The following is a 25,639-nucleotide window of genomic DNA, read 5'->3' as shown; positions in this document are numbered from 1 at the left end:
CAATATAGTTGTACAATGTTTTAGTAGAAACAATATATTTATCCTTCCAAGCAGGGTCATTTTTACAATAACCTACTACAGCATCGACGGACCATTTATCTTTAAGAATTTTTGTTTCTGCATACTTTATAAAAGCTTCGGCTGTAGCTATTTAATTTTTGCTCCGCAATTTGAGCGATGATTTTCATATACAGCCTGACCTGTTTCAGGGAAATAACTTGTAAATGTAGATAAATCACTTTTAAGCTGTAAGGTAGTACCACGTTTAATTTCACGGGAGATAGTACTTGGACTACGTCCTAATTTTTTAGCAATATAGCGAATACTTTTACCTTCTTTTAGTAATGCATAAATTTCTCCACGCTCATAGCTATTTAGGTGTTTAAAAGAACGTACAGTTGTGTTAGAATTAATTTTATCAACCATAGTGAAAACCTCCTGTATGTTTGGATTTGACACCTATATCATACATGATTTTCACTATGGTTTTAATATTTTTTATCTGTTGCATTTAATTTTACAATGAACCTCATTTTTTATGTATTCTTTATCTAAATTTTCAAGTTCTGACTGAAGAAGTGCTCTAAATCTACTCTTAAACATGTTGTATTCATTTTTTAATATTTCATATTCTTTATTAATCTCAAGCACTCTTTCTTCTGCCTTTTTAATAATTTCATTTGCAGTTTCCTGTGCATTTTTTATTATAAGTTCTGCTTCCTTCTTTGAACTTTCCTTTGCTTGATCTGCTGCAGTTTGTGCAAGTAAAAGAGTATTTTGTAGTGTATTTTCCAAATTTACATAGTGATTTAGCTTTTCATTTAGTGCTTCTATCTTTTCTTTTAAATTAATATTATCTTTATAAATTTTTTCATAGTCTTCACTTAATTGCTCTAAAAACTCATCAACCTCATCAACGTCATATCCTCTAAAAACTTTTTTAAATTCTTTATTTATTATTTCATTAGGTGTTATAGTCATTATTACTCCTCCTCTTATTTATATTTCTTAATTAAAACACAAAGCCTTTGACTTTTTGTATATCCTAGAACCTTACTAAATAAAAATCTTCCATAGCCTCTAACTGATACAATATCTCCCTCATTTACTTTAAAAGATTGATCATCATTCAGTACATAATTTAATTTAACATTACCCTGTTTTACTAAATTTGCTCCTTCTGCTCTTGAAAGATTATAGGCTCCAGAAACTATAGCATCAAGTCTTAAAGATGAAACATTAACTATCTTTTCTTCAAAGGTATCAAGCCTTTCTCTTGCCTGATCTATAGTTATTTTTTCTAACTTAACTCCAGTATGTTTTATCTTACTTATGTTGTATATAACATAGTCACTAAAATCTCTCAATATATATATTTCTGCACCATCATCAAATACATTTATATCTCCTATTTTTTCCCTTTTTATGCCTAACGATAACAGAGTACCTAAATAATCTCTATGAGTTAGCTTTTCAAATTTAAAATTCCCTTTTACCTTAATTATATCTACTGGAAATTCTATATCCATTTCTACTTTACTAATTAAAGCTACAGCCCTTTCAAAACTTTCTTTTCCTCCAAAATATTTAATAACAATTTCTCTACCTTCTGCAACCTTGTTTAAAAAATATTGCTCATCTGGAGTTAAAAAATCTGTAAATTGTTCCTGCCATGTTCTTTCTACTCTATTTACAACATCTAATAATTTTATATATACATCTCTCTTTTCAATATTTTTATTGATAAACTGTTCTATATTCATGCAATCACCATTTTATAACAATACAGTCTTTACAAATTCTAAAAATAAAATTGCAAACATTGGTGAGAAATCAACAGGTGTATTAGGAAGAATTTTAAACTGAAGCCTATAAAAAGGTTCCTTTATTGGATCAATTATTATGCCAATCAGCCTAACAAGTTGATTAGAGTGCCTATTTGGAACAACCCAAGATAGTAATGCATCTAAAAAAATCAAAAACTCTAATAAGTTTATAAATTTATATAAAGCAAGCTTAAAACCCCAAAGCATAATTTACCTCCTAATTATTCCATTGAAAAGATGTCACTTCTACTCAATAGATTTTTAAGTTCATTTTCTATTTCAATATTTTTTGGTGTAATTAAATATATTCCTCTTTCATTATCAATCTTTTGTAAAGTACAATCAAGTGCATAAACAGCACCTGAAACCGCATCTAGCAATCTTCTTGCAATATTTTTTTCTGCATCAGCTATATTCATAATTACTATATTTTTTACCTTTAATGCATCTATTAAATCTTCCATATCCTCCCCTAATGTTTGAGGATTTTTAACAACTATCTTTGGTGCAATAGTTTTACTTTTTATGCTTACAATTTTACCCTTTGTTTCCTTAACCATTTCAAATTGCTCTTCTTCCTCTTGCTCCTGCAACTCTACTTCCTTTTCTTCCATTTGTTCTTCATCAACAAGGCCAATTGTTCCAAATATTTTATTTAACATCTTGCTCATTTCTTTTCCTCCTTTGTATAATCTCTCTCTCCAAAAATACCTGTACCTACCCTTATTATGTTAGCTCCTTCTTCTATTGCTATTTCAAAATCATGGGTCATGCCCATTGAAAGATATTTAATATCAAAATTACGATAGTTAAGTTTTTTAATTTCATCAAATAACATCTTCATCCTCTTAAAATACTGTCTTGTTTTATCATCACCCTCATCGGGAGGTATACACATAAGACCTTTTATTTTTATATTATTGAATTGAGTAAGCCTTTCAGCAAACTCAAATAAATCCTCTTCATAAATTCCATATTTTGTTTGTTCTTTGCCAATATTAATCTGTATAAGAACATCCATTACCCTGCTTATCTTTTGAGCCCTCTTATTTATTTCTCCTGCAAGTTCTAAATCATCTAAAGAATGTATAAGGTCAACTTTATCTATTATATACTTAACTTTATTTTTTTGAAGATGCCCTATAAAATGCCATTTTGCACCTTCAATTTTTTCATACTTAGTTAAAAACTCTTGAGCCTTACTTTCTCCAAATATATCTATACCTGCAGATTTTGCTTCAATTAACTTTTCAACTGGATGTGTTTTAGATACTCCAACTAAAATTATTTCATCATGGTTTCTTCCACATCTTTCACAAACTTCTTTAATTCTATTCTTTATATAATAAACATTTTCAGCAACTCCCATAAAATCACCTCTTTATTTTCTGCTTATCCCTCAAACCCTTAGGATTTATAATAACTTCATCATTATCCTTTAAAATTTCATCTGTAGTTACACATATCTTATAATCCATATGATTTATATTAATAGGAGTAAAATATACATATTCCCCTCTTTTTACAAAAACTCCCCTCTTTCCTTCATAGTCAACAACTGAATCTCTTGGTAAAATAAACCCATAATACCTAACCTTTATTATATACCCATTAAAATATCTTTGTAAATTAAATTCAGGTATATCATATTTTGTTGTTAGAACTATAAATATATTTTCGTCCTTTATAAAATAATCTTTAATAGTACATGCATATTGATTGGAATTTACTTCAATAAATATTTCTCCACCCTTTTTTAGTGTTTTAAGTTCATCCTTATTGGCAACTATACATAGATTCCAAGTTGAATTATCTACTACCTTTATTCCTTCTGTTACTTTAATGTTTTTTAAGTTTGAAATATCCTCTTTTTTTATAGCTTTTATATTTTCTATTTTAAATTTATTTTCATTACCATCAACATATAGTAATACTTTCCCTTGTATTGGACTTATTATATCCTCATATATAACCTTACCTTTTTTAACTACGTCACCGTTTTCAACCTTTAATTTTTTATTTTCTACTGTTTGAGTTTTTAATACTATTTCATTCATAAAGTAAATTCCCTCAAAATACGTTCTATCCTCATATACATTTTTCTGTATCTTTACTGTTTTATACCCATCGTGTAAAGCTAAAACACTAACTAATACTGCCGACAAAACTGCTATTACTATTACATATTTTATCAAAAACTGCTTTTTAATCACCTTTATTCCTCCTCAAAGTATATATTTTCTCCAAAAATGTACAAATTCCTTCAATTTCATTCTAAATTTCGAAAATAAAATAACTCATTTACGATAACAATATAATTAATAACAAAAAGCAATTAGGAGATAGGAGGAGATTTGAGGACTTTTGAGGAAAACAAAGTTTATTCATTTTAATTGCGATTAAACAAATTTTAAGAATATTTATACCCATATTTCAAATTTGTATTTTACTTAACTACATGTTATTATATAATCAAACAAATATAAACTCAATAACTCGTTAGGAGGTTTTATAATGATTTCCTTTAAAGTGGTAACCTTCATAAAAGAGGTTTTCCACAAGGATGACGAATCATTTAATTAGGCCTTCCATAATAGCTCATATCCTTATAAACAATTAGAAAGGAGTGAATATTATGGATATAGGCAACATTAAAATGGTAAAAGAAACTTTAGTGGATACAAATAAGACTACAAATAAAGATAAGAATATATCTGATAAACAAGGTTGCATAAAAATGAATGATTACTTCTCATTTTAATATTAAAAGGGGCTTTTTAAGTCCCTTTTAATTTTATCATTCTTTAATAAAGGATATCAAAACTTTTCACTAAATAACTAGCTTTTAGGCAAAAATTTAAAGGGACATTTAGTCCCTTTAAATTTTTACTATATTATTATACATAAAACTCCACTGTTTCCTTCATTAATAATCTTTTGTAGAACTCTTTGAAGCTTTTCTTGTACATCCTCTGGCATCTTATATAGCTTGTTCTGTAATCCTTCCTTAACAAGCTCTTCAAGTGACTTACCAAACATATTTGACTGCCAAATTCTTTGTGGATCGTTTTCGAATTCTTCCATCATTGACTTAACTAGTTCTTCACTCTGTTTTTCAGTTCCAACAATTGGTGAAACTTCTGTTTCAACATTTGCTCTTATAATGTGGAGTGAAGGTGCACTAGCTCTTAACTTAACACCAAATCTATTACCTTGTCTTACAATTTCTGGTTCTTCGAGCTTTAATTCCTCAAGCTGAGGTGGAACTAATCCATATCCTACTTCCCTTGCATCCTTTAATGCATCTGATATCTTATCATATTCTCTCTTTGCGAATGCTAGATCCTTCATTATTTCTAATAGATGATGTTCTCCATTTATGTCATAACCAGCAATTTCACCGAGAACTCTAAAGAATAATCCTTCCTTAACCTTCATAGATACGACTGCTGTACCTTCACCAAGTCTTATATCATCTAAATTAACATCACCTACAAATTCATACTGTTTGTAGTCAGCTACAACTGGCTTAATGTCCTTTATCTTTTCTAGACTTGCAATTGAATTTTTAACTACATTTACAAAGTTTCTCTTTAACCAATGGTCATATGGTAACTTTTCTACCCATTCAGGAATTCTTATACCAATTTCTTTAACTGGGAATTCATAAAGTACCTTTTCTAATATATTTTTAATGTCCTCCTGTCTCATGTTTAATGCATCTACTATATAAACAGGCACTTTATATTTTTCTTCCAAATTCTTTCTTAAATTTACTGTGTCTGGATTATATGGATGAGTAGTGTTTAATACAACTACAAAAGGCTTATTTATCTTTTTAAGTTCATTTACAACCTTTTCTTCAGCATATATATAATTTTCTCTAGGTATATCAGCAATTGAACCATCTGTAGTTACAACTATACCTATTGTAGAGTGCTCATTTATTACTTTTCTTGTTCCAATTTCTGCAGCTTCTACAAATGGTATTTCCTCTTCAAACCATGGTGTTTTAACCATTCTAGATTCTCCATTTTCAATGTGTCCTGAGACACCGTCAATAATGTATCCTACACAGTCAACCATTCTTACTCTCATCTTTGCATTGTCATTTAATTCAATTTCTACAGCACCATCGCTTGGTATAAACTTTGGTTCAAAAGTTGATATTGTCTTACCAGATCCGCTCTGTGGAAGTGTATCTTTTGCTCTGTCCCTTACAGATGGGTTTGGGATATTAGGTAAAACCAATAGCTCCATAACCCTTCTTATAAAAGTAGATTTACCTGTTCTAACAGGTCCTACTACACCTAAATAAATGTCACCCTGTGTTCTTTCAGCTATCTCCTTGTATATATCCAATCCTTCCACAATGTTACCTCCTTCTACAAACCTTCTATGTAATAATATTATTTAAAAATTATTTTTAGAACAAAAAATTGTAAAAAAATAAGTGCCGTGAACTATTCACAGCACTTTAAAATACAAATTCTTCTTCACTCTTTTTATCCCTCGTCATCAATTCATTTACTGCATCCCTAGGATCTCTATTGTTAAACAGCACATCATATAAGGCATTAACAATTGGCATTTCAACATCTATACTCTTTGCAAGGTTATATACTGCTTCTGTTGCATGAACGCCCTCAACAACCATACCTATACTTTCCATTGCAGTTTTTAAATCCATTCCTTTTCCTAACAAAATACCACATCTTCTATTTCTTGAATGCATACTAGTACATGTAACAATCAAATCTCCAATCCCAGCAAGTCCTGCAAAAGTCATAGGGTTAGCCCCTAATTTTACACCAAGCCTTGTAATTTCAGCAATGCCTCTTGTCATAAGAGCTGCCTTCGTATTATCTCCATATCCTAATCCATCTGATATACCTGCAGCAAGAGCAACTATATTTTTCACAGCAGCACCAATCTCCACACCAACAACATCGCTATTTGTATATACTCTAAAATTTGCATCCATAAATATATCCTGTATGTACTCAGCAGCCTCAATATTTTTAGAAGCTGCTACTATGGTTGTTGGTATTCCAGCTGAAACCTCCTCAGCATGCGTTGGACCTGACAAAACAACAACTTCGTTATTTGGACATTCCTCTTCAATTATCTCTGACATTCTTTTATATGTCTTGTTCTCAAGGCCTTTAACTAAACTTACCAAAACCTGTTCTTTAGTTATAAAAGGCTTAGCCAATTCACATACCGATCTTAATGCATGGGATGGAATAGCAAATATCACTACTTGCTTTCCCTCTATGCAATCTTTAAGCTCATGTATACCCTTAATATTACTTGGAAATACAATATCCTTTAAATATCTTGTATTAGTATGATTGTTATTTATCTCATTTAATAAATCAGCATTTCTATCCCAAACATCTACTTCATATCCTTTTTTAGCTAGATGTATTGATATAGCGCTCCCCCAGCTTCCTGCTCCTAAAACTGCAATCCTCATATTAATCCTCCTGTTTTGATCTATATATAAATCTTATTGGCGTTCCTTGTAATCCAAAATGTTGTCTTAATTGATTTTCTAAGTATCTTTCATATGAGAAATGAACTACTTCAGGATCATTTACAAAGAAAACAAAAGTAGGTGGTTTAGTTGATGCCTGTGTTACATAGTAAATCTTTAGAGGCTTACCCTTTTCAATTGGTGGTTGTTTCATCATTACAGCTTCACTTATAACTTCATTTAGCACACCTGTTTTTATTCTAATTGCATGTTGATTTGCAACATATTTAATTAATTCAATCATCTTATTTACTCTTTGACCTGTTTTTGCTGAAATAAATATTATTGGTGCATAGTCTAAGAAGGCTAAATCATTTCTTATATTCTTTGTAAATTCATTCATTGTCTTATCGTCTTTTTCTATTACATCCCATTTGTTTACAACTATAATAACTCCCTTACCTGCCTCATGAGCATAGCCTGCAATTCTTTCATCCTGCTCTGTAACACCTTCTTGTGCGTCAATCATAACAAGACAAACATCCGCCCTTTCTATTGCGGCTATTGTTCTTAAAACACTATACTTTTCAACTTCTTCTTTAACCTTGCTCTTTCTTCTTATCCCAGCAGTATCAATAAATAAGAATTTGTCCTCACCTATTTCTACATAACTATCAATTGCATCCCTTGTAGTTCCTGGTATATCACTAACTATTGATCTTTCTTCTCCTACAATTCTATTTAACAATGTTGACTTACCTGCATTAGGACGGCCTATAATTGCAACCTTAATTTCAGGTGACTCCTCTTCATCATCTGATACTGTTTTAAAATGCTTTACGATTTCATCGAGCATATCTCCAAGGCCTAATCCAAGAGCAGCAGAGATTGTAATTGGTTCTCCTAAACCTAAATTATAAAAATCATATTTATTTGCTTCCATCTCAATATTATCTATTTTATTAACAGCTAATACTATTGGTTTATGTGTTCTTCTTAACATGTTTGCAACTTCATAGTCATCTGCTGTAATGCCAGTCTTCCCATCAACCATAAAAAGAATTACATCAGCTGTTTCAATTGCTATTTCTGCCTGTCTTCTCATTTGCTTTAAAATTACATCTTCTGTTTCCATTTCAATTCCGCCTGTATCTATAAGGGTGAATTTATGATTTAACCATTCAACTTCGCAGTATAGCCTATCTCTTGTAACACCTGGAGTATCCTCTACTATTGCAATTCTTCTTCCAGCTAACTTATTAAACAGTGTAGACTTTCCAACATTAGGCCTTCCTATGATTGCAACTATCGGCTTTGCCATTTTATCACCTCACGTTCTATATTTTCTATAAGGTCTTCTCCTGTATATTTACATTTAACTATTTTTACACCAAGACTATTGCTTAAATCAAGCATATGAACATCATCTAAAAACACATCTTCATCTGCTTTAAACATATTAGATGAAAGAAGTAATATATTTCCATTAAGTTTGTCTTTAATTTGTTCATAGATATCCTTTGAGGTTAAAAGCCCTGTTACTGTTATTTTTTCTCCAAAGAAATTATTTATTATTGGAACCACCCTAATGTCGACATTAAATTTATTATTTATTTTTTCTGCCATATCTTTTATAAATTCATAGCTTGAAACTCCAGTTGCAATTGTAAACTTTAAACCCTTACCATCAAAGTCAAAGTATTCTAGATCATCCTCTATGCACTTTTCAAAAAATCTAATCATCCCAATACCATCTTCAAGTTGTTCAAAATCTTCATAATGTTCATATTCCGGTAGCTTTTCTTCTGCCATTATATAAAACTCATCTGCTAGCCTTACAAAAGGTGAACCAATACTTTGTGATATATCCTGCTGTATTTTTTCAACCTGTCTTATTACTTGTTTTGATGTTTCTTTATCAAAGGATTTTAAAGGATATAATCCCTCTCTATATTTTGTTATTCCAACAGGAACCACTGCGACATTTGATATATTCGGATACATAGAGAATAGATCATAAATAGTCCTTTCGAGCTCTTTACCATCATTAATATCAGGACATAATACTATTTGACAATTAACCTTTATTGATGCATCTGTTAACTTTTTTAGATATTCTAAAACCTTACCAGCTCTTTTATTGTTTAACATCTTTACCCTTAAATTAGGATTTGTAGTATGCACTGAAACATTAATTGGACTTATTTTAAACTTTATTATTCTTTCTATATCTTCATCTGACATATTTGTAAGTGTTATAAAATTTCCTTGTAAAAAGGATAACCTTGAATCATCATCCTTAAAATAAAGTGTATCCCTCATACCCTTTGGTAACTGATCAATAAAACAGAATATACACTTATTTGAACATCGTCTTGGATTATTTATATATGGATCATCAAATTCAATTCCTATATCCTCATATGGGCGTTTTTTAATTAATATTTCCTTTATATCTCCTGATGGCTTTTTAATCTTTATATTCAACTTACTGTCTGCTGTTAAATATCTATATTCTATCGTATCTAAAACATCTGTACCATTAATTGCAAGTATTTCATCATTTGGTTCAATTCCATACTTCTCAGCTATGCTATTTTTTGCTACATATGTTACAACAATATTTTTCTTTTGTGGCCTCATATACTTCACTCCATTTATAATTTCATTATGTAATAATATCATTTAAACTCAAAATATGCAATAATAAGTTGAAAATGATAAAAATATACTCTTTACTAATTATATTAAACTCAAATTTCTCTAAAAAAACCCCATGCTGAATTTCAAAGGATCACCTCATATACCTAATAAGTAATCCTTCAAATTCAAGCATAGGGTTTTTGTTAATGAAATAATAATTTCTTATTAATGTTTATATATTGGAAGATGTATTGTAAAGGTTGTACCAACGTTTACTTCACTTTGTACATCAATCGTACCATTAAAAATCATAACTATATGTTTTACTATAGCAAGTCCAAGACCTGTTCCTCCCATAGATCTTGATCTTGCTTTATCAACCCTATAAAACCTTTCAAATAACCTTGGTAGATGCTGATTTGGTATTCCTATACCTGTATCCTTTACTTCTATCTTTGCCTTCATATCTTCCTTTTCAAGCTTTATAAACACATTTCCACCCTGAGGAGTATATTTTATAGCATTATCTACTAAGTTTATAATCATCTGCTTAAATTTATCTCTATCACCATAAATATAAAGATCCTCCTCAAAGTTCTTTAACTCTAGTGAAATATTCTTTTCTTGAGCGATTCTATGCATTATATAATAAACCTCTGTTAAGCATTCATTTAAACATACTTTTTGAAAATTAATTGAATAATCTTTATTTTCAAGTTCTGATAAAGTTAATATGTCATTTATAAGCCTTGAAAGCCTTTCTGATTCAACATAAATAATATCTAAAAACTTATCTCTTGTTTGTTTATCTTCAACATATTTTAAAGTTTCTGCAAAGCCCTTTATGGAAGTAAGTGGCGTTTTAAGTTCATGTGATACATTAGCAACAAACTCTGACCTCATATTTTCAAGTGCTTTTATCTTTGTAACGTCATGTATCACAAGAAGTACACCGATCATATTGTTTGTTCCATAATCTGTAACTGATATTGATTTTACCTGCAATATTCTTTGCTTGTTATTATTTATTACCATTTCTACTGGTGTTTCATCAGGGTTATTTATCAACTCTTCAATTCTTTTGTCTCTAATAACCTCTAAAATATATCTATTTTTTACGTTATGGTTTAATCCAAATATATCTATTGCTGCTGGATTAATAAGCAGTATGTTTTTTTCATTATCAACAAATATTACACCATCATCCATACTATTTAAAATCGAATATAGTTTATTCTTTTTATCATGTAAGTCCTTAATTGTCTCCTCTAATCTACTTGCCATTAGGTTAAATGAATGAATCAACTGCCCCATTTCATCTGCCTCATAAACTTCTATTCTTTTTTCATATTGTCCAAGAGCAATCTTTGTGGCTATATTAGTTAGCTTTTTTATAGGATTTATTATAAAATCCAATTTAAATACAACCATTATAATTGCAAATATTGTAGTAAATACTATACTCGCAATTGCATACTGTACAAAATCAAATTTAAATTGTAGTTCATCAACTATTGCAGATGAAAGATTATATTTATTTATTATTACAACAAAAAGATAAAAATTAAACACAACACAAAATATTATTATAGGCAGTATAAAATATATAAGCTTTTTTCTCATAAAATCACCATTAATCCTTAAACTTATATCCAATTCCTCTAACTGTTTCGATATATCTAGGATTTTTATCATCGTCTTCTATCTTTTGTCTTAAATGTCTAACGTGTACATCTACAGTCCTTGTTTCTCCATAATATTCATAACCCCATATTTTATCTAACAAAAAGTCCCTTGTCATAACCTTTCCTTTATTCAAGACAAGAAGTTTTAACAGCTCAAACTCCTTCAAAGTAAGCTCTATTTTTCTTCCATCCTTTAAAACCTCATGCCTTTCTAAATCTATTGTTAAATTTCCTATATTTATAACGCTTTGTTGTTTCTCTTCCTTCGTATTTCTCCTCAATACAGCCTTAATTCTAGCAACAAGCTCTCTAACAGAGAAGGGCTTTGTAATATAATCATCTGCACCCAGTTCTAGTCCTAGTATTTTATCAAACTCTTCTCCCTTTGCTGTGAGCATTATAATAGGAATATCTGCAAGCTCATCATCTCTTTTTATTTTCTTACATACCTCAAAACCATCTATCTCAGGAAGCATAATATCTAAAAGTATTAAATCCGGCTTCTTTTCATATGCTAAATTTATACCATCAGTTCCATTTAATGCATAATAAACCTTGTATCCATTCATTTCTAAATTATATTTTATTAGTTCAACAATATGAAGCTCATCGTCTATGATTAATATTTTTTCTGAAGCCATAAACTTACCTCCCTAGAGTGATATAAAAGTGCCTATTCTTCCTGTACTATTGTTTACCCTATATGAATAGAATAAATTGTTATTACACTTTGTGCAGATATTAGATATATATATATTTTTTTCATCTACCCCTAAACTTAATGCCTGCTTTTTATTCTCCAAAAATAAGTCTACAAAATATACTCCCTCTCTTTTTTCTATAAAATTAAATTTATCTGCAACATCCACGCTAACTTCAAAACAACATTTTGCAATTGCTGGCCCCAATATCACATACGTATAATTTACATCTGCATTTAACTCTTCTACCATTATTTCAATGGTCTTTTTTAAAATACACTTATAAGTCCCCTTCCAGCCAGCATGCACAGAGGCTATTATATTATTTTTACTGTCATAAACTAATGCTGGAACACAGTCTGCTGTAAATACACCAATAGGTAAATCCCTTTCTTTTGTTATAAGTGCATCACCAAATTTACCTTTTATATCCATAAAATTACTTCTATCTACTATATAAATTTTATCACTATGAACTTGTTTTAAATACACAGCATTATTTAAATTCATCTTGTTGTCTGTAAATGCCTTTTCCATATTTCTATAAACATCATCAGCATCATCTTCTGTATAAACTCCAAGGTTTAGTTCTGAATAATTTCCCTTACTAAAGCCTCCAATTCTGGTTGAAAAGAAATGTTTTACATTCATTTTCTCAAGCTCTCTATTTTTAAGATATTTACTGCCATTTACACTTACAAACTCAAAACCCATAACATCACCACTTAACCTCAATTATTTTATTTTCCTTTAATGATTTTTTCACATCTATAATCCTTTGATTTAAAGAACCAACAAATGGCTTTTTTAGTGTTCTTTGTTCTAAAACAAAGGGCCCATCAATTAAAATGTCTATATAATTCAATAATTCTCTTTTTTTACTATCTTTTAATATATCATCATATAAATATCCAGTATAGCATATTATGTGTATATTTTTTTCTTTAAGCCTTTTAGCAAGATGAATAAACTTTTCAACTTGAACAAAAGGATCTCCACCTGAAAAGGTAACACCATCTATATACTTATTTTGAATAATATCGTTATATATATAATCTAATTCTACCTCATATCCTCCATCTAGTGGATGCGTCTCTTTATTGTGACATCCTCTGCAGTTATGGAAACAACCTTGAGAAAATATAACATATCTTATACCTGGACCATCTACTAAACTTTCTCTATTTATTCCTGCTATTCTAATTTTCATACTATCACCACTTTCATTATAATATATAATTAAAAATTTAGCATGCTTTAATATTAAAAGCATGCTAAATTTATGTTAAATTTATAGATGCTTAACCCTCATTGAAAGTTCCTTCAGTTTTGCATCATTAAATCTATCAGTTGTTGATAAATATCCTGTTATTCTTCTTATTCTTCTTATGTCACTACTTTCACATACAGGACATTCAGAATCATTTATAACTCCCCTATAGCCACACACTCTACATTCATCTATTGGGAAATTTACTCCAGCATATCCAACATCGCATTCCTTCATCCATTTAATAATTTTTTCAAAGGCATCAAGATTGTGTTCAAAAGTAGATGGCAATTCTACATATGTTATATGTCCACCATTACATAGGCTATGGAACTTACCCTCTATTTTTATCTTATCAAACATACTTATTTCATAATACACTGGTACATGGAATGAATTTGTATAAAACTCCTTATCTGTTACACCTTTTATTAGTCCATATCTATCTCTATCCTTTGGTACAAATCTACCTGCTGTTCCCTCAGCTGGAGTAGCATAAGCAACAAAGTTCAATCCTGTTTCTTCACTAGCTCTATCACAGTAATCTCTTAAATACTTAACTATTTTTAACCCTAAATCTAATGCTTCTTCATCTTCTCCATGGTGTTTTCCAATTAACGCAACAAGAGTTTCTGCTAAACCTATAAATCCTATACCTAATGTACCATTTTTAATTGCCTCTAATATTTCATCATCTTCCTTTAGGTTTTCAGACCCCATATATAGCTTTTGTCCCATTAAAAATGGTAGATCCTTAACCTTTAGTTTAGCAAGTATATTAAATCTATGAAGAAGCTGTTCTTTACAAAGATCAAGTATTTTATCAAATTCTTCAAAGAAGCCATCTATATTACCAAAACCAGCCTTTAATGCAAGTCTTGGTAAGTTTATTGTAACAGGTGCAATATTACCTCTTCCTGCTGAAATCTCAAGACCATTTCTATTTTGAATAGTTCTTGTTCTACATCCCATGTATGATATTTCATCACCATATTTCTTATTAAAACTTGAATCCATAAAACTAAATGTAGGATTCATTCTATGGGATGCGACCTTTATAGCTAATTTAAATAGGTCATAATTTGGATCGCCTTCATTTAGGTTAACTCCTTCTTTAACTCTAAACACTAAATTAGGAAATATAGGACTTTCTCCCTTTCCTAATCCTTTATCAAATACCTCTAGTACAGCTTTTATAACCATTCTTCCTTCTTCTGTAGTATCAGTTCCTAAATTTATTGAGCTGAATGGAACTTGTGCACCTGCTCTTGAATGCATGCTGTTTAGATTATATATTAAAGCCTCCATAGCTTGGAATATTTCTTCATATGAAGGTTTTTCCTTGAGGTTTCTTATAACCTCAGCCATTGACTTGTCAAAATGAGGGAAACTTTGTCCTCCATACATATCATTTTGGTTGCTTTGAAGTATTATAGCTGCCTGCGCTGTTGCTGATGATATTCTCTTAGGTGGCCTAATATAACCATAACCTGTATTAAAACCATTTAATAATAGTTTTGTTAAATCTATTTGAAGACAATTTAATGTTTTACCATAAAAATCCAAGTCGTGTATATGTATATCACAGTTTATATGGGCCTTTGCAATGTGCTCTGGTATAACATTTGATAAATAGTATTGTTTACTTGCTGCAGAAGCTATTTGAAGCATCTTAGCAGAAGGAGAATTTCCTATATTTGCATTTTCTCTGCTAGTTTCAACTAATATTTCTCTTACAATATCCATAAGTTCAGTCTTTGCTTCTCTATATCTTGTTCTTTTAGCTCTATATAAAATATATGCCTTAGCTGTTTTAGCATGTCCATCTTCTATTAGAACCTTTTCAACACAATCTTGAACAAACTCTACAGTAGGAATTTCATCAGGTGGTAAAACAGTCGCCATATAATTTATAACTTTGTCTGCAATGCTGTCTGCCATTGCAAAATCAGAACCACCAACTTCCCTTGCTGACATAAATATCGCCCTTGAAATCTTTTCCTTACTAAAGTTAACTATTCTACCGTCTCTCTTTTTAATTTGGCTAAACATAAAAAAACACCCTTTCTACTTTTCCTTTAGTAGTTTTTGAAGTTCTTCTAAAAATGTATTTATATCTTTAAATTGCCTATAAACAGAGGCAAATCTAACATAAGCAACATCATCTAGGTTTCTGAGCCTTTCCATTACAAGTTCCCCTATGAAGCTACTATTTATTTCTTGTTCCATAGAATTGAAAATTACTCTTTCAATATCATCTACAATGGATTCGATACTGGAAATTGAAACAGGCCTTTTTTCACATGACTTTAAGATTCCATTTAATATTTTTCTTTTATCAAATGGTTCTCTACTGCCATCTCTTTTTATAACATAAATAGGTAAATCCTCAATTTTCTCATATGTTGTAAATCTCTTTAGGCAACTTAAACATTCTCGACGTCTTCTTATAGACGTATGATCTTCATTATGCCTTGAATCTAATACCTTAGTTTCGATATGATTGCAGAAGGGACATCTCATTTTATCACTCCAAACATCAACATTTAGTGTACTGTGATAATTATATTTACTATATATAGTTTTGTCTAACACAAAAAAAATTGTTATTTCTGAAAAACAATATATAAATACATATTACAAAATATATCTTATTTTTTCTTAATTTCATATGTCTATTTATCATTTGAATTTTCTTGGTGTCTTTCTACTAATATAACATCAACACCTAATGTCTTTATATCCTGCCAAGGAATTATAATCTCCTCCCTTTTTTTGAATATAGAAAAAAGTCCACCCTCTGGCGGAAGTACAAGACTTTCTATCTTGGTAAAATCATCATCAAATATAATATCACTTATAAATCCTAATTTTTTACCTGAAGATACATCTATAACCTCCATTTGTCTTAGTTGAGATAAAGCAATAAATTTATCATCCTTATTTTTCATAGTAATCAACCCCCTAGAAAATTATATTCACAAATAAAATTAAAAATGAATATAAACACAACTAAAAAAGTCCCTTGAGTTGGTTTTTAGACATCATTATATTTTAAATTAGTCTAAAAACCAATCAAAGGACTTTTTAATTTTGTTTTATAAATACATTATTTAAATGTATTTCCTCATATGCGCAAGTGCCGATTTTTCAAGTCTTGACACCTGCGCCTGTGATATACCAATCTCTTCTGCAACCTCCATCTGAGTTTTTCCTTCAAAAAATCTTAAGGTCAAAATAAGCTTTTCTCTACTTGATAACTTCTGAAGTGCTTGTTTTATTGATATATTTTCTATCCAGCTATCATCTGTATTCTTGCTATCACTGATTTGGTCCATAACATATATTGCATCGCCATTATCATGATAGATAGGTTCAAACAATGAAATAGGATCTTGTATTGCATCTAGAGCAAATACTACCTCCTCTCTAGGTACATCAAGTTCCTTAGCTATTTCTGATACGGTTGGCTCCTTATTGTTTTTTGATATTAGACTATCCCTAACCTGTAGTGCCCTATAGGCAATATCCCTTAGAGATCTACTAACCCTTATTGAGTTATTATCCCTAAGATACCTTCTTATTTCTCCTATAACCATTGGGACTGCATATGTAGAAAATTTCACATTTTGACTTAAATCAAAGTTATCAATTGCTTTGATTAATCCGATGCATCCTACTTGAAACAGGTCATCAACATTTTCTCCTCTATTATTAAATCTTTGAATAACACTTAATACAAGCCTTAGATTACCTTTTATAAATTTTTCTCTAGCTTCTTTATCTCCTTTTTTCATTTTTATTAACAACTCCTGCATTTCTTCATTTGAAAGTACAGGAAGTTTTGATGTATTTACTCCACATATTTCAACTTTATTTGTCTGCATAAAAAATCAACCCCTTCAGAAGTTTGTATTAAAATTATTTCCGAAGGGATTATTATTTATTCATGATATATTATGTCATTTTTGTTATTTCTTTCCTTAGTCTTCTTATTATCTTCTTTTCTAATCTTGATATATAAGATTGAGATATACCTAAAATATCTGCAACTTCCTTCTGTGTTTTTTCTCCACCACCTGCAAGTCCAAATCTTAGGCTTACAATTTGTTGTTCCCTCTTTGAAAGCTTACCCATTGCATTTCTTAAAAGCTGTTTTTCAACATCATCTTCAATATAATTGAAAATAAGATCTGTATCTGTACCCAAAATATCAGATAAAAGCAATTCATTCCCATCCCAGTCAACATTTAAAGGTTCATCAAAGGATACCTCAGCCTTTATTCTGCTATTTCTTCTTAGATACATCAATATTTCATTTTCAATACATCTTGATGCATAAGTTGCTAATTTTATTTTTTTTACAGGGTCAAATGTATTAACAGCCTTTATAAGCCCTATCGTACCAATTGAAACTAAATCCTCAACTCCAACACCTGTATTTTCAAATTTTCTTGCAATATAGACAACTAACCTTAAGTTTCTTTCAATCAATATATTTTTTACTGTTTCATCCCCTGCCTTTAATCTATCCACCAACTCTTTTTCCTCTTCATTAGAAAGTGGCGGTGGCAGAACATCGTTACCTCCTATATAATAAACCTCATCAGTTCCAAATATATATCTATAAATATTTGAAAATAATTTTCTTATAAACTCAACAAATAAATTAAATATAGCCATACATTCATACCTCCCAACTTATTATTTCTGGATAAGCAATTGCCTGATAATCATCCTTTGTTGACAAGTTTCTTCTTGATAGAGCTAATATAGGATCTTTAATTACTCCTACTTTATTTTTAGAAATTACATAAACATAATCAACTCTGTATCCAATTAAAAGCCCGTTTTCAACACCTATTGTCATATATGGAATTATTCTTATTCTCTTACTTATTTCAAAGTCCTTTATATCAGCAATATCTCTATTATTCATAACTAAATCAATTACTTCATTTGGCAGTATATCAGCAATATATTTAATATCAACTATTATAATTGGATGACCAGAAATTGGATCCTTCAAACAATTACCTGTGTCAAGAAGTGCCGTTAATTTAATAGATTTTTCATTGTTGATAACTGTAATTTGAACTGTCCTATTTTTTATATCAAAATACCTATCAACTACATCAAATAATATCTTAACAACAAATATTGACACAATAACTCCATATATTAAATACTTAGACGAAATTTTATTCAAAAGCATAACCCCATTCACTGAACTAACCATTTTATCATTTACTAAGTAAAATATTGATATAATAGCTCCTCCCAGGAAAAACGCAACACCATAAAATATTAACAGCATCTTCAAAAATGCCCTAAATGTTCTAGGCCAAAATGCTATTATAATCATAAGTATAGATACACAAAACTTCATAAGTGCCGAATAAAACATACTAAGCGCTGGGAAAAAGACTATAAATACATATAATGCCCCAATAAGTGATGATAAAAACAAGTAGGATAGATTTCTCTTGACTCTGCAAAACCTGTAAACAACATATAAAATCAAAAAATTAATTAAAACGTTTTCAATCAAAAGAACGTCAATATATATAATATTCATATTATGCCCACCTCCGTGGACAACTTTTTATTTTAATTATACAACCTTATAAGCATAAATTTTGTCATATCATAATCTATATATATAAAAAATAAATACATTTTATGATTTTTTTATACAATAAAAATAAGTCTAAAAACATAAAAAAATAAGATGTCCCTTTGGACATCTTATCTTCTTGCTCTTTGATTTCTTATAAATGGAGGAATATCTAAGTCTGAATCATCTTCTATAGTAACTGCAACCTTTTCTATAACTTCTTCTTTATTCTTTGGAGTTGCCTTTATTTCTGTTATCTTGTCAAAACCAGTCGCAATAACAGTTATTCTTATTTCATCTCCTAAACTTTCATCTAATGCTGTACCAAATATGATATTAGCATCTGGGTCTGCCGCCTGTCTTACTTGTTCTGCGGCTTCATTTACTTCAAATAGTGTTAAGTTTGAACCACCTGTAATGTTTAGTAATACCCCTGTTGCTCCATCTATAGTTGTTTCAAGAAGTGGGCTTGATATAGCCATCTTTGCTGCTTCAATTGCTCTGTTTTCACCTGATGCTCTACCTATACCCATATGGGCTAGACCTCTATTTAACATAATTGTTTTTATGTCAGCAAAGTCTAGGTTAATTAAACCTGGCTTTACTATTAAGTCTGATATACCTTGAACACCTTGTCTTAATACATCATCTGCAATTCTGAATGCTTCAGTAATTGGTGTCTTTTTATCAACTACATGTAAAAGCCTGTCATTTGGAATTGTAACAAGTGTATCTACCTTTTCCTTAAGCTTAGCTATTCCCTTTTCAGCATTTATCATTCTAACTCTACCTTCAAACATAAATGGCTTTGTTACAACTCCTACAGTTAATATACCCATCTCTTTTGCTATTTCTGCTATTACAGGTGCTGCACCAGTACCAGTACCTCCACCCATACCAGCAGTTATAAATACAAGGTCTGAACCCTTAAGAGCCTGCATAATTTCTTCTCTACTTTCTTCTGCTGACTTCTCACCAATTTCAGGATTAGCTCCTGCTCCAAGCCCTTTTGTCATCTTTTCTCCAATTTGTATTTTTTGGCCAGCCTTTGATAGATATAATGCTTGTCTATCTGTATTAACTGAAATAAATTCAACACCTGAAAGTCCTGACTCTATCATTCTATTAACAGCGTTATTTCCACCGCCGCCTACACCTACTACTTTTATTTGAGCACCTGATTCAATTTCAAAATCAAAATCTAGCACAATTATACCCCCTTTTGTATTTTAGAAAAAGTCTGCAAAGAATTCTTTGATCTTTTCTATGATTCCTGATGATCTTGATACGTCTTCTTCTTCCTCTTCTACTTGATATACTTCCTCCTTTTTTGAAACTGTCTGTCCATACTCTACAGTACTTGCTTTCTTTTCCTTTAATGCATAATATGCTATACCAGCTGATGCTGAGTAAACAGGATTTGCAACACCTATATAATTAGGATATCCAAATCTAACAGGCAATTCAAAGCTTGCCTGAGCAGTATCTTGAATTCCTTTTATGTTAAAAAGTCCTCCTCCAGTAATAACAACACCAGCAGATATTGAATTATATAGGTTCTTATCTTCAAGCTCTTTTCTTACTAGATATAGCATTTCTGAAATTCTAGCTTCCATGATCTCTGCTATATCCTTTAAGTATACTTCCTTTTCTGATTTACCGCCGATGCTGTTTATCTTTATTATATCATTATTTCGTATTAAATTTGAAGTAGCAACACCATATTGTCTCTTAATTTTTTCTGCATCAGTAGAAGTTATCTTACATATGATGGAAATATCATTTGTTATATGATTTCCTCCAACTGGAATCACCTTTGTATAAACCAATGCTCCCTTTTTAAATACAGATATATCTGTTGTCTCTGCACCAACATCTACAAGAGCAACTCCTAATTCCTTTTCATCATCGCTTAAAACAACGCTTGATGTTGCTAATGGCTCTAATATTATTCCATCACATTGAAGTCCTGCCTTTTGAATGCTTCTTATTATGTTTTGAACTGTTGTACATGATGCAACTATCAAATTTGCATCTACCTCTAATCTAACACCAACCATTCCGATAGGATCTCTTATTTCATCATAACCGTCAACTATATATTGTTCAGGTATTATGTCAATTATTTCCTTATCCTGTGGAATAGCTACAACCTTTGCAGCTTCAAGAACTCTTGAAACATCCTCTTTTGTTATTTCCTTGTCATCTCTTGAAACAGCAATAACGCCCTTTGTTTTATATAGATTTGTATATCCTCCAGGGATATTTACAAAAACTGATTTGATTTTCTTATTTGACATATGCTCTGCTTGCTTTAGAGCATTTATTATTGCTTCAACTGTTGTATCTATATCTACGATAATCCCCTTTTTAACACCTTTACATTCGGAGGTCCCAACACCCAAAACATTAAACTGCTTATTCTTCATTTCTGCTATAACTACACAAACTTTAGATGAACCTATATCTAAGGCTGCAACTATATTGCTCATTTAAAATTTAACCTCCCAACTTTTTTATATATTATTAATATAATTCAACAAAAAAAGTAAATTCCCTTTTAACATTATAAAATTTTTTAATTAAATTCATATTCTAATTATCATAATATTAAAGCATAATACATATATATTGTAACATCTTTTAAGAATAAATATAAGATGTATTTATCAACATATTTATTATTCTATACATTTATCGTAATTTTTCTAAAAAACATTAGATACTTTTTATTTATTTTTTAGGCTTTAAGTATTTAATTTCAATTCCGTCATTTATTCCACTTACACTTATATTATCACTTCTTTTTAAGCTTAATCTTAAACCTCTTAATTCCATAGTTTTATACCAGCTATCTGGATTATACATAGCATAATAAAGTGCATCCTTATCTCCAATCGCTTTTATTGTAAATGGAGGAGTTATATAATTTCCATTTATCATTATTATAGGTCCTTCACAAGTTATAGAAGTCGTAGAAACCACTCTATATCCATTTACCTCTATTGCCTCTGCATCAGCATTTTTAAGATCTATTATAATTTGCCTAATATCAAAATCGTGTACTATGCTATTCCACAAGTCAAAATCACTCTCATAATTTGATTTTTTTGCATCATCTAACTTAACAATAACTCCTGGACCTATAACTGGTTCAATTCCATACAGCATCTTTGCAGCATTATATTCTTTTTTAAATCCTCTAATACTTTTTTATTTGTCTTTTCACTAGACATGTATTCGTTATATTTACTTTGTAGTTCAATTAAATTTTTATATAACACAGATATTTCTCTATTTAATAAAAAGTTATCATGCTTTAAATTTTGGTAGTCCTTATAAGTTAAAACAATAGTTTTATTTGGTGTAGATTTAACCAAAAAAGATGTTATAACTAAACCTGTAAATAAACCTGAAAGCATAAGGAGAAGCTTTGTTTCATTTATTTTCATATTCACTCCTCCTTACCCTTTAATTTAATCCTACCCTTTTGTAATAATATTCTTCTTATTATTGCAAAATTATTAAACAATCTACTGCCAAAAACTACAACGGCTGCTAAATATATAGGAACATTTAATGCATCTCCTAAATAAGTAAGCCCAATGGCTAAAATTATATTACTAAAAAAACCTGATATAAATATGTCGGAATCAAACTTTTTTTCAAGGGATGCTCTTACCCCACCAAATACTGAGTCTAATGCTGCCAATATAGCAACAGGAATATATGCTGTTAATGAATTGGGTATGTCAATTTTTAAAAAAATCCCCAATATAACACCTATTATTAATCCGATTAATGGTATCATATAATCACCTTCCTGGCCTTGCATATTTGTATTCTATCTTCTTGCTGAACTTTACTATCTTTATATCATTGGACTTTTCTATTTTATAACTTATTCTATCAGAGTTTTGTTCTAATATGTTTCCAGGCATTTTAAATGCTCCCTCTAATATGTTTGAATCTCCAATTGCCTTTATAATAAATTTATCCTGTGGGCTAAACTTTGTATCATTTATTTTTATATAAGCCCCAGCTTCTCTTATTTGTGTTCTTGATGTATATCTTTCTTCATTTATAGATATAGCTTCAGCACCTGAAGCATTCAATTCATTTACAATATCTAAAAGATCTGTTGCATAAATTTGATTTTGATAATTACTTTGCAAACTTTGGGCGGGTGAAAGTGTAATAATGATTCCACTTCCCTCAACATCATTTAAACCAGATAATATTCTTAAATTATCCAGCTCAATCTTTAGTTTTTCAGTTGCCTCATTTCCCATTGTAACTGCCTTTTCTATTTCATCAACTTTACTTTGATATTCTTTAACTTTTGCCTCTAACTCATCCTTCTGTTTCTTTAAAAGCTCATTTTGCTTAACTAGATCACTTATCTGCCTTGTATCAATGATGTTTTTCTTTGAGTAGGATAATCTATACTGATAGGTGATCATAAAACCTAAAATCAAACAAATAAAGGCTAAGCTTAACTGGGATTTAATCTTTTTCATTGTATCACCTCTTGTTCTTTAAATACTGCAGTACCATCCGAACTTACCTCAATCCACCCTTTTTTATCCTTTAGGTCTTGACTCTCTAGAAGAGTAAATGCAAAGGATATTTTATAATCAAGATTTGAACAATCTCCAATTAATATGTCTATTCCTCTTTTTGTTATTATTTTAACATTAAATGGGTCTGCTACATCAACCTTCTCTATTTGTTGTTTTATCTCTGGATAATTAAACAGCTTTAACATTTCAACAACTGCTTTTCGTTTTGTTTCATCCTTTGCAACATAATCATTATACACATAATCTTTTGCATCTATACCTTCTAGATAAATTAGCTTACCATTTGGAAATTTATTAACTGTATGCACCATTCTACCTTCACTATCTATGTCAACATAATAATTTTTCACCCTAATTATTCCCTTTATATCCTTTTCGTCTATATTAATTACAATCTTAGCTGGAAACTTTCTATCTATTTTAACATCCTTAACATAAGGATTGTTTAATATATTCGCCTTTACCTTATTTTTGTCAAGAAAAAATATATTTTCTCCTATTATATTTGCAAGTATTATAATTTCATCTCTAGTTACTAAATTATTATTTTTAACTTCTACTTCCTTTATTTTAAAATAATCAGATTTTAGTGCTGTTAAAATTGATGTCAATAAAATTATCAAAATTATTATAAATGAAACCAATTTTCTTTTCTTTCTTCTAACTTTTAATTTCGCCTCCATATTAATCATCCTTTTCCTTCGTATTAAAGTTGCAGGAATTATCCTGCAACATCATTTTACATATTCTTCTATTATGTTTACAATTTTATCTGCTGCATCAATTTTTGAAAGCCTCTTTGATGCAATTGACATATTTTTAAGTATTTCTTTGTTATTAATGATATTTATTATTTGATCCTTTAATATATCTCCATTAAGCTGTGACTCTTTAATTACAATACATGCTCCCTTTTCTTCAAGTGCTCGCGCATTGTATTCTTGATGGTTATTTGCAACATATGGTGAAGGTATTAAAATAGAAGGTTTTCCTAGTGCAGTTATTTCAGAAATAATTGTTGCACCTGCTCTACTTATAATTAAATCACTTGCAGCAAGAACATCATGCATATTAAATGCATATGGTAATATCTTAATACCCTTCATAACAGATAGGTTATACTTAGAATTTACTTTATCCATAACCTCTTTATAATTGTTTTCTCCTGTTATGAATATAAGCTGTATATTGTTATTGTTTAAATCTCCTAAAATATCAACAACAGCATTATTGATATTTTTAGCCCCTCTACTTCCTCCAACCACAAGAAGTATTGGTTTGTTCTTTTCTAAACCTAGGGATTGTATTGCCTTTTCTTTGTTTGAATTTAATATTTGGCTTCTTACTGGATTGCCTGTATAAACAACTTTGTTTTTTGGAAAATACTTCTCAGATTCAACAAATGATATAGCAATTCTATCAACAAAATGTGATAATAGCTTGTTTGTAACCCCAGGAAAAGCATTTTGTTCATGAATAATAGTAGGTATACCCTTTAAAGCAGCCTGCATAACAACTGGGCCACAAACATATCCCCCTGTTCCTATCACAATATCAGGTTTAAATTCGTTTATTATTTTTCCTGCCTTGCCAAAACCTTTAATTACCTTAATAACCGATTTAATTGTTCTAAATGAAAATTTTTTATTCAAACCTTCGACAGGTATCAATTTTATTTTATACCCTTCTTTAGGTACAAGTTTTCCCTCTAATCCATTTTCACTACCTACGAATAAAATCTCAACTTTTTTATACTTTTCCTGAAGCTTTTTAGCTATTGCTACACCTGGATAAATATGTCCTCCTGTACCCCCACCAGTAATTATTACCTTCAT

29 protein-coding genes and 1 pseudogene are annotated in these 25,639 nt (G+C 30.0%); 1 reads left to right on the top strand and 29 read right to left on the bottom strand.

The annotated features are described in order from the left end of the window. The 7 genes and pseudogenes from TCEL_RS04055 to TCEL_RS04025 form a co-directional block, all read right to left on the bottom strand. A pseudogene (locus TCEL_RS04055) lies at positions 1 to 426 on the bottom strand (transposase); the annotation flags it as partial. 72 nt (positions 427 to 498) lie between these two features. Next, positions 499 to 981: a DivIVA domain-containing protein gene (locus TCEL_RS04050; RefSeq protein WP_018661403.1), complete on the bottom strand. Its 483-nt coding sequence runs from the start codon at positions 979 to 981 to the stop codon at positions 499 to 501. Positions 982 to 995: 14 nt separating this feature from the next. Continuing rightward, complete coding sequence (locus TCEL_RS04045) at positions 996 to 1,763, bottom strand: YlmH family RNA-binding protein (protein WP_018661401.1); 768 nt, start codon at positions 1,761 to 1,763, stop codon at positions 996 to 998. Positions 1,764 to 1,775: 12 nt separating this feature from the next. Continuing rightward, a complete protein-coding gene (locus TCEL_RS04040; protein ID WP_018661400.1) occupies positions 1,776 to 2,033 on the bottom strand; it encodes a YggT family protein in 258 nt (85 codons plus the stop codon). A 14-nt stretch (positions 2,034 to 2,047) separates the two neighbouring features. Then, on the bottom strand, positions 2,048 to 2,497 hold the full coding sequence (locus TCEL_RS04035; RefSeq protein WP_018661398.1) for a cell division protein SepF: 450 nt from the start codon (positions 2,495 to 2,497) through the stop codon (positions 2,048 to 2,050). Next, positions 2,494 to 3,195: a YggS family pyridoxal phosphate-dependent enzyme gene (locus TCEL_RS04030; protein WP_018661396.1), complete on the bottom strand. Its 702-nt coding sequence runs from the start codon at positions 3,193 to 3,195 to the stop codon at positions 2,494 to 2,496. The genes TCEL_RS04035 and TCEL_RS04030 overlap by 4 nt, the downstream gene beginning before the upstream one ends. Before the next feature lie 4 nt (positions 3,196 to 3,199). Next, positions 3,200 to 4,039: a biotin/lipoyl attachment domain-containing protein gene (locus tag TCEL_RS04025; protein ID WP_018661394.1), complete on the bottom strand. Its 840-nt coding sequence runs from the start codon at positions 4,037 to 4,039 to the stop codon at positions 3,200 to 3,202. A 422-nt stretch (positions 4,040 to 4,461) separates the two neighbouring features. On the opposite strand from TCEL_RS04025, the gene TCEL_RS14185 reads away from it, so the two are divergent. Then, positions 4,462 to 4,587, top strand: coding sequence for a hypothetical protein (locus TCEL_RS14185; RefSeq protein WP_018661392.1), 126 nt, complete (start codon positions 4,462 to 4,464; stop codon positions 4,585 to 4,587). A gap of 128 nt (positions 4,588 to 4,715) precedes the next feature. On the opposite strand, the gene spoIVA is transcribed toward TCEL_RS14185, so the two are convergent. From spoIVA to murG, 22 genes are all read right to left on the bottom strand, one after another. Further along, positions 4,716 to 6,197 carry a stage IV sporulation protein A gene (gene spoIVA, locus TCEL_RS04020; protein ID WP_018661390.1) on the bottom strand — a complete coding sequence of 494 codons (1,482 nt, stop codon included), beginning with the start codon at positions 6,195 to 6,197 and terminating at the stop codon, positions 4,716 to 4,718. Positions 6,198 to 6,303: 106 nt separating this feature from the next. Then, on the bottom strand, positions 6,304 to 7,305 hold the full coding sequence (locus TCEL_RS04015) for an NAD(P)H-dependent glycerol-3-phosphate dehydrogenase (RefSeq protein ID WP_018661388.1): 1,002 nt from the start codon (positions 7,303 to 7,305) through the stop codon (positions 6,304 to 6,306). A gap of 1 nt (position 7,306) precedes the next feature. After that, the gene (gene der, locus TCEL_RS04010) at positions 7,307 to 8,626 is read right to left on the bottom strand and encodes a ribosome biogenesis GTPase Der (RefSeq protein WP_018661387.1); all 1,320 of its coding nucleotides are present in this window, start codon (positions 8,624 to 8,626) and stop codon (positions 7,307 to 7,309) included. Continuing rightward, positions 8,611 to 9,948: a DUF512 domain-containing protein gene (locus TCEL_RS04005; protein WP_018661385.1), complete on the bottom strand. Its 1,338-nt coding sequence runs from the start codon at positions 9,946 to 9,948 to the stop codon at positions 8,611 to 8,613. Before TCEL_RS04005 ends, der begins: the two co-directional genes overlap by 16 nt. A 225-nt stretch (positions 9,949 to 10,173) precedes the next feature. After that, positions 10,174 to 11,643, bottom strand: coding sequence for a two-component system histidine kinase PnpS (gene pnpS, locus TCEL_RS04000; RefSeq protein ID WP_084739294.1), 1,470 nt, complete (start codon positions 11,641 to 11,643; stop codon positions 10,174 to 10,176). Next, entirely contained in the window at positions 11,582 to 12,274 is a 693-nt protein-coding gene (locus TCEL_RS03995; protein ID WP_018661381.1) for a winged helix-turn-helix domain-containing protein, read from the bottom strand. Before TCEL_RS03995 ends, pnpS begins: the two co-directional genes overlap by 62 nt. A gap of 12 nt (positions 12,275 to 12,286) precedes the next feature. Further along, positions 12,287 to 13,069: a peptidoglycan editing factor PgeF gene (pgeF, locus tag TCEL_RS03990; protein ID WP_207636300.1), complete on the bottom strand. Its 783-nt coding sequence runs from the start codon at positions 13,067 to 13,069 to the stop codon at positions 12,287 to 12,289. After that, positions 13,053 to 13,544: an anaerobic ribonucleoside-triphosphate reductase activating protein gene (gene nrdG / locus TCEL_RS03985; RefSeq protein WP_018661377.1), complete on the bottom strand. Its 492-nt coding sequence runs from the start codon at positions 13,542 to 13,544 to the stop codon at positions 13,053 to 13,055. Before nrdG ends, pgeF begins: the two co-directional genes overlap by 17 nt. 81 nt (positions 13,545 to 13,625) lie before the next feature. Then, on the bottom strand, positions 13,626 to 15,656 hold the full coding sequence (nrdD, locus tag TCEL_RS03980; protein ID WP_018661375.1) for an anaerobic ribonucleoside-triphosphate reductase: 2,031 nt from the start codon (positions 15,654 to 15,656) through the stop codon (positions 13,626 to 13,628). Between the two features lie 15 nt (positions 15,657 to 15,671). After that, the gene (gene nrdR, locus TCEL_RS03975; protein ID WP_018661373.1) at positions 15,672 to 16,127 is read right to left on the bottom strand and encodes a transcriptional regulator NrdR; all 456 of its coding nucleotides are present in this window, start codon (positions 16,125 to 16,127) and stop codon (positions 15,672 to 15,674) included. 152 nt (positions 16,128 to 16,279) lie between these two features. After that, positions 16,280 to 16,555, bottom strand: coding sequence for a YlmC/YmxH family sporulation protein (locus TCEL_RS03970; protein WP_018661371.1), 276 nt, complete (start codon positions 16,553 to 16,555; stop codon positions 16,280 to 16,282). Positions 16,556 to 16,717: 162 nt separating this feature from the next. Beyond that, on the bottom strand, positions 16,718 to 17,491 hold the full coding sequence (sigG, locus tag TCEL_RS03965; protein WP_018661368.1) for an RNA polymerase sporulation sigma factor SigG: 774 nt from the start codon (positions 17,489 to 17,491) through the stop codon (positions 16,718 to 16,720). Positions 17,492 to 17,561: 70 nt separating this feature from the next. After that, a complete protein-coding gene (sigE, locus tag TCEL_RS03960) occupies positions 17,562 to 18,287 on the bottom strand; it encodes an RNA polymerase sporulation sigma factor SigE (protein ID WP_018661367.1) in 726 nt (241 codons plus the stop codon). A 4-nt stretch (positions 18,288 to 18,291) separates the two neighbouring features. Further along, a complete protein-coding gene (gene spoIIGA / locus TCEL_RS03955; protein ID WP_018661365.1) occupies positions 18,292 to 19,182 on the bottom strand; it encodes a sigma-E processing peptidase SpoIIGA in 891 nt (296 codons plus the stop codon). A gap of 170 nt (positions 19,183 to 19,352) precedes the next feature. Then, complete coding sequence (gene ftsZ, locus TCEL_RS03950; RefSeq protein WP_018661364.1) at positions 19,353 to 20,429, bottom strand: cell division protein FtsZ; 1,077 nt, start codon at positions 20,427 to 20,429, stop codon at positions 19,353 to 19,355. Between the two features lie 21 nt (positions 20,430 to 20,450). Continuing rightward, positions 20,451 to 21,713, bottom strand: a complete 1,263-nt coding sequence (ftsA, locus tag TCEL_RS03945) for a cell division protein FtsA (RefSeq protein WP_018661362.1) — start codon at positions 21,711 to 21,713, stop codon at positions 20,451 to 20,453. Positions 21,714 to 21,954: 241 nt separating this feature from the next. After that, positions 21,955 to 22,392 carry a DUF881 domain-containing protein gene (locus TCEL_RS03940; RefSeq protein ID WP_018661360.1) on the bottom strand — a complete coding sequence of 146 codons (438 nt, stop codon included), beginning with the start codon at positions 22,390 to 22,392 and terminating at the stop codon, positions 21,955 to 21,957. Beyond that, positions 22,365 to 22,673: a hypothetical protein gene (locus TCEL_RS03935; RefSeq protein WP_018661357.1), complete on the bottom strand. Its 309-nt coding sequence runs from the start codon at positions 22,671 to 22,673 to the stop codon at positions 22,365 to 22,367. The genes TCEL_RS03940 and TCEL_RS03935 overlap by 28 nt, the downstream gene beginning before the upstream one ends. Before the next feature lie 2 nt (positions 22,674 to 22,675). Further along, positions 22,676 to 23,032, bottom strand: a complete 357-nt coding sequence (locus TCEL_RS03930; protein WP_018661355.1) for a small basic family protein — start codon at positions 23,030 to 23,032, stop codon at positions 22,676 to 22,678. A gap of 4 nt (positions 23,033 to 23,036) precedes the next feature. Further along, complete coding sequence (locus tag TCEL_RS03925; RefSeq protein ID WP_018661354.1) at positions 23,037 to 23,741, bottom strand: DUF881 domain-containing protein; 705 nt, start codon at positions 23,739 to 23,741, stop codon at positions 23,037 to 23,039. Continuing rightward, a complete protein-coding gene (locus tag TCEL_RS03920; protein ID WP_018661352.1) occupies positions 23,738 to 24,487 on the bottom strand; it encodes a cell division protein FtsQ/DivIB in 750 nt (249 codons plus the stop codon). Before TCEL_RS03920 ends, TCEL_RS03925 begins: the two co-directional genes overlap by 4 nt. A gap of 51 nt (positions 24,488 to 24,538) precedes the next feature. Continuing rightward, complete coding sequence (gene murG / locus TCEL_RS03915; RefSeq protein WP_018661350.1) at positions 24,539 to 25,639, bottom strand: undecaprenyldiphospho-muramoylpentapeptide beta-N-acetylglucosaminyltransferase; 1,101 nt, start codon at positions 25,637 to 25,639, stop codon at positions 24,539 to 24,541.

Source organism: Thermobrachium celere DSM 8682, assembly GCF_000430995.1.
Taxonomy (GTDB): Bacteria; Bacillota; Clostridia; order Clostridiales; family Caloramatoraceae; genus Thermobrachium; species Thermobrachium celere.
This window is presented reverse-complemented; position numbering and strand designations above follow the sequence as displayed.

Coding starts and splice junctions, on each gene's coding strand:
- TCEL_RS04035 (WP_018661398.1), bottom strand. CDS start 2,497: ATGAGCAAGATGTTAAATAAAATATTTGGAACAATTGGCCTTGTTGAT.
- TCEL_RS04040 (WP_018661400.1), bottom strand. CDS start 2,033: ATGCTTTGGGGTTTTAAGCTTGCTTTATATAAATTTATAAACTTATTA.
- TCEL_RS04050 (WP_018661403.1), bottom strand. CDS start 981: ATGACTATAACACCTAATGAAATAATAAATAAAGAATTTAAAAAAGTT.
- pnpS (WP_084739294.1), bottom strand. CDS start 11,643: ATGATAAAAATCCTAGATATATCGAAACAGTTAGAGGAATTGGATATA.
- TCEL_RS14185 (WP_018661392.1), top strand. CDS start 4,462: ATGGATATAGGCAACATTAAAATGGTAAAAGAAACTTTAGTGGATACA.
- sigG (WP_018661368.1), bottom strand. CDS start 17,491: ATGCAGACAAATAAAGTTGAAATATGTGGAGTAAATACATCAAAACTT.
- TCEL_RS03935 (WP_018661357.1), bottom strand. CDS start 22,673: ATGAAAATAAATGAAACAAAGCTTCTCCTTATGCTTTCAGGTTTATTT.
- nrdR (WP_018661373.1), bottom strand. CDS start 16,127: ATGAGATGTCCCTTCTGCAATCATATCGAAACTAAGGTATTAGATTCA.
- spoIIGA (WP_018661365.1), bottom strand. CDS start 19,182: ATGAATATTATATATATTGACGTTCTTTTGATTGAAAACGTTTTAATT.
- der (WP_018661387.1), bottom strand. CDS start 8,626: ATGGCAAAGCCGATAGTTGCAATCATAGGAAGGCCTAATGTTGGAAAG.
- TCEL_RS03920 (WP_018661352.1), bottom strand. CDS start 24,487: ATGGAGGCGAAATTAAAAGTTAGAAGAAAGAAAAGAAAATTGGTTTCA.
- TCEL_RS03930 (WP_018661355.1), bottom strand. CDS start 23,032: ATGATACCATTAATCGGATTAATAATAGGTGTTATATTGGGGATTTTT.
- TCEL_RS03970 (WP_018661371.1), bottom strand. CDS start 16,555: ATGAAAAATAAGGATGATAAATTTATTGCTTTATCTCAACTAAGACAA.
- TCEL_RS03925 (WP_018661354.1), bottom strand. CDS start 23,741: ATGAAAAAGATTAAATCCCAGTTAAGCTTAGCCTTTATTTGTTTGATT.
- nrdD (WP_018661375.1), bottom strand. CDS start 15,656: ATGTTTAGCCAAATTAAAAAGAGAGACGGTAGAATAGTTAACTTTAGT.
- TCEL_RS04015 (WP_018661388.1), bottom strand. CDS start 7,305: ATGAGGATTGCAGTTTTAGGAGCAGGAAGCTGGGGGAGCGCTATATCA.
- ftsA (WP_018661362.1), bottom strand. CDS start 21,713: ATGAGCAATATAGTTGCAGCCTTAGATATAGGTTCATCTAAAGTTTGT.
- nrdG (WP_018661377.1), bottom strand. CDS start 13,544: ATGAAAATTAGAATAGCAGGAATAAATAGAGAAAGTTTAGTAGATGGT.
- TCEL_RS04045 (WP_018661401.1), bottom strand. CDS start 1,763: ATGAATATAGAACAGTTTATCAATAAAAATATTGAAAAGAGAGATGTA.
- TCEL_RS03995 (WP_018661381.1), bottom strand. CDS start 12,274: ATGGCTTCAGAAAAAATATTAATCATAGACGATGAGCTTCATATTGTT.
- sigE (WP_018661367.1), bottom strand. CDS start 18,287: ATGGCTATATTTAATTTATTTGTTGAGTTTATAAGAAAATTATTTTCA.
- TCEL_RS03940 (WP_018661360.1), bottom strand. CDS start 22,392: ATGCTGTATGGAATTGAACCAGTTATAGGTCCAGGAGTTATTGTTAAG.
- TCEL_RS04005 (WP_018661385.1), bottom strand. CDS start 9,948: ATGAGGCCACAAAAGAAAAATATTGTTGTAACATATGTAGCAAAAAAT.
- murG (WP_018661350.1), bottom strand. CDS start 25,639: ATGAAGGTAATAATTACTGGTGGGGGTACAGGAGGACATATTTATCCA.
- TCEL_RS04030 (WP_018661396.1), bottom strand. CDS start 3,195: ATGGGAGTTGCTGAAAATGTTTATTATATAAAGAATAGAATTAAAGAA.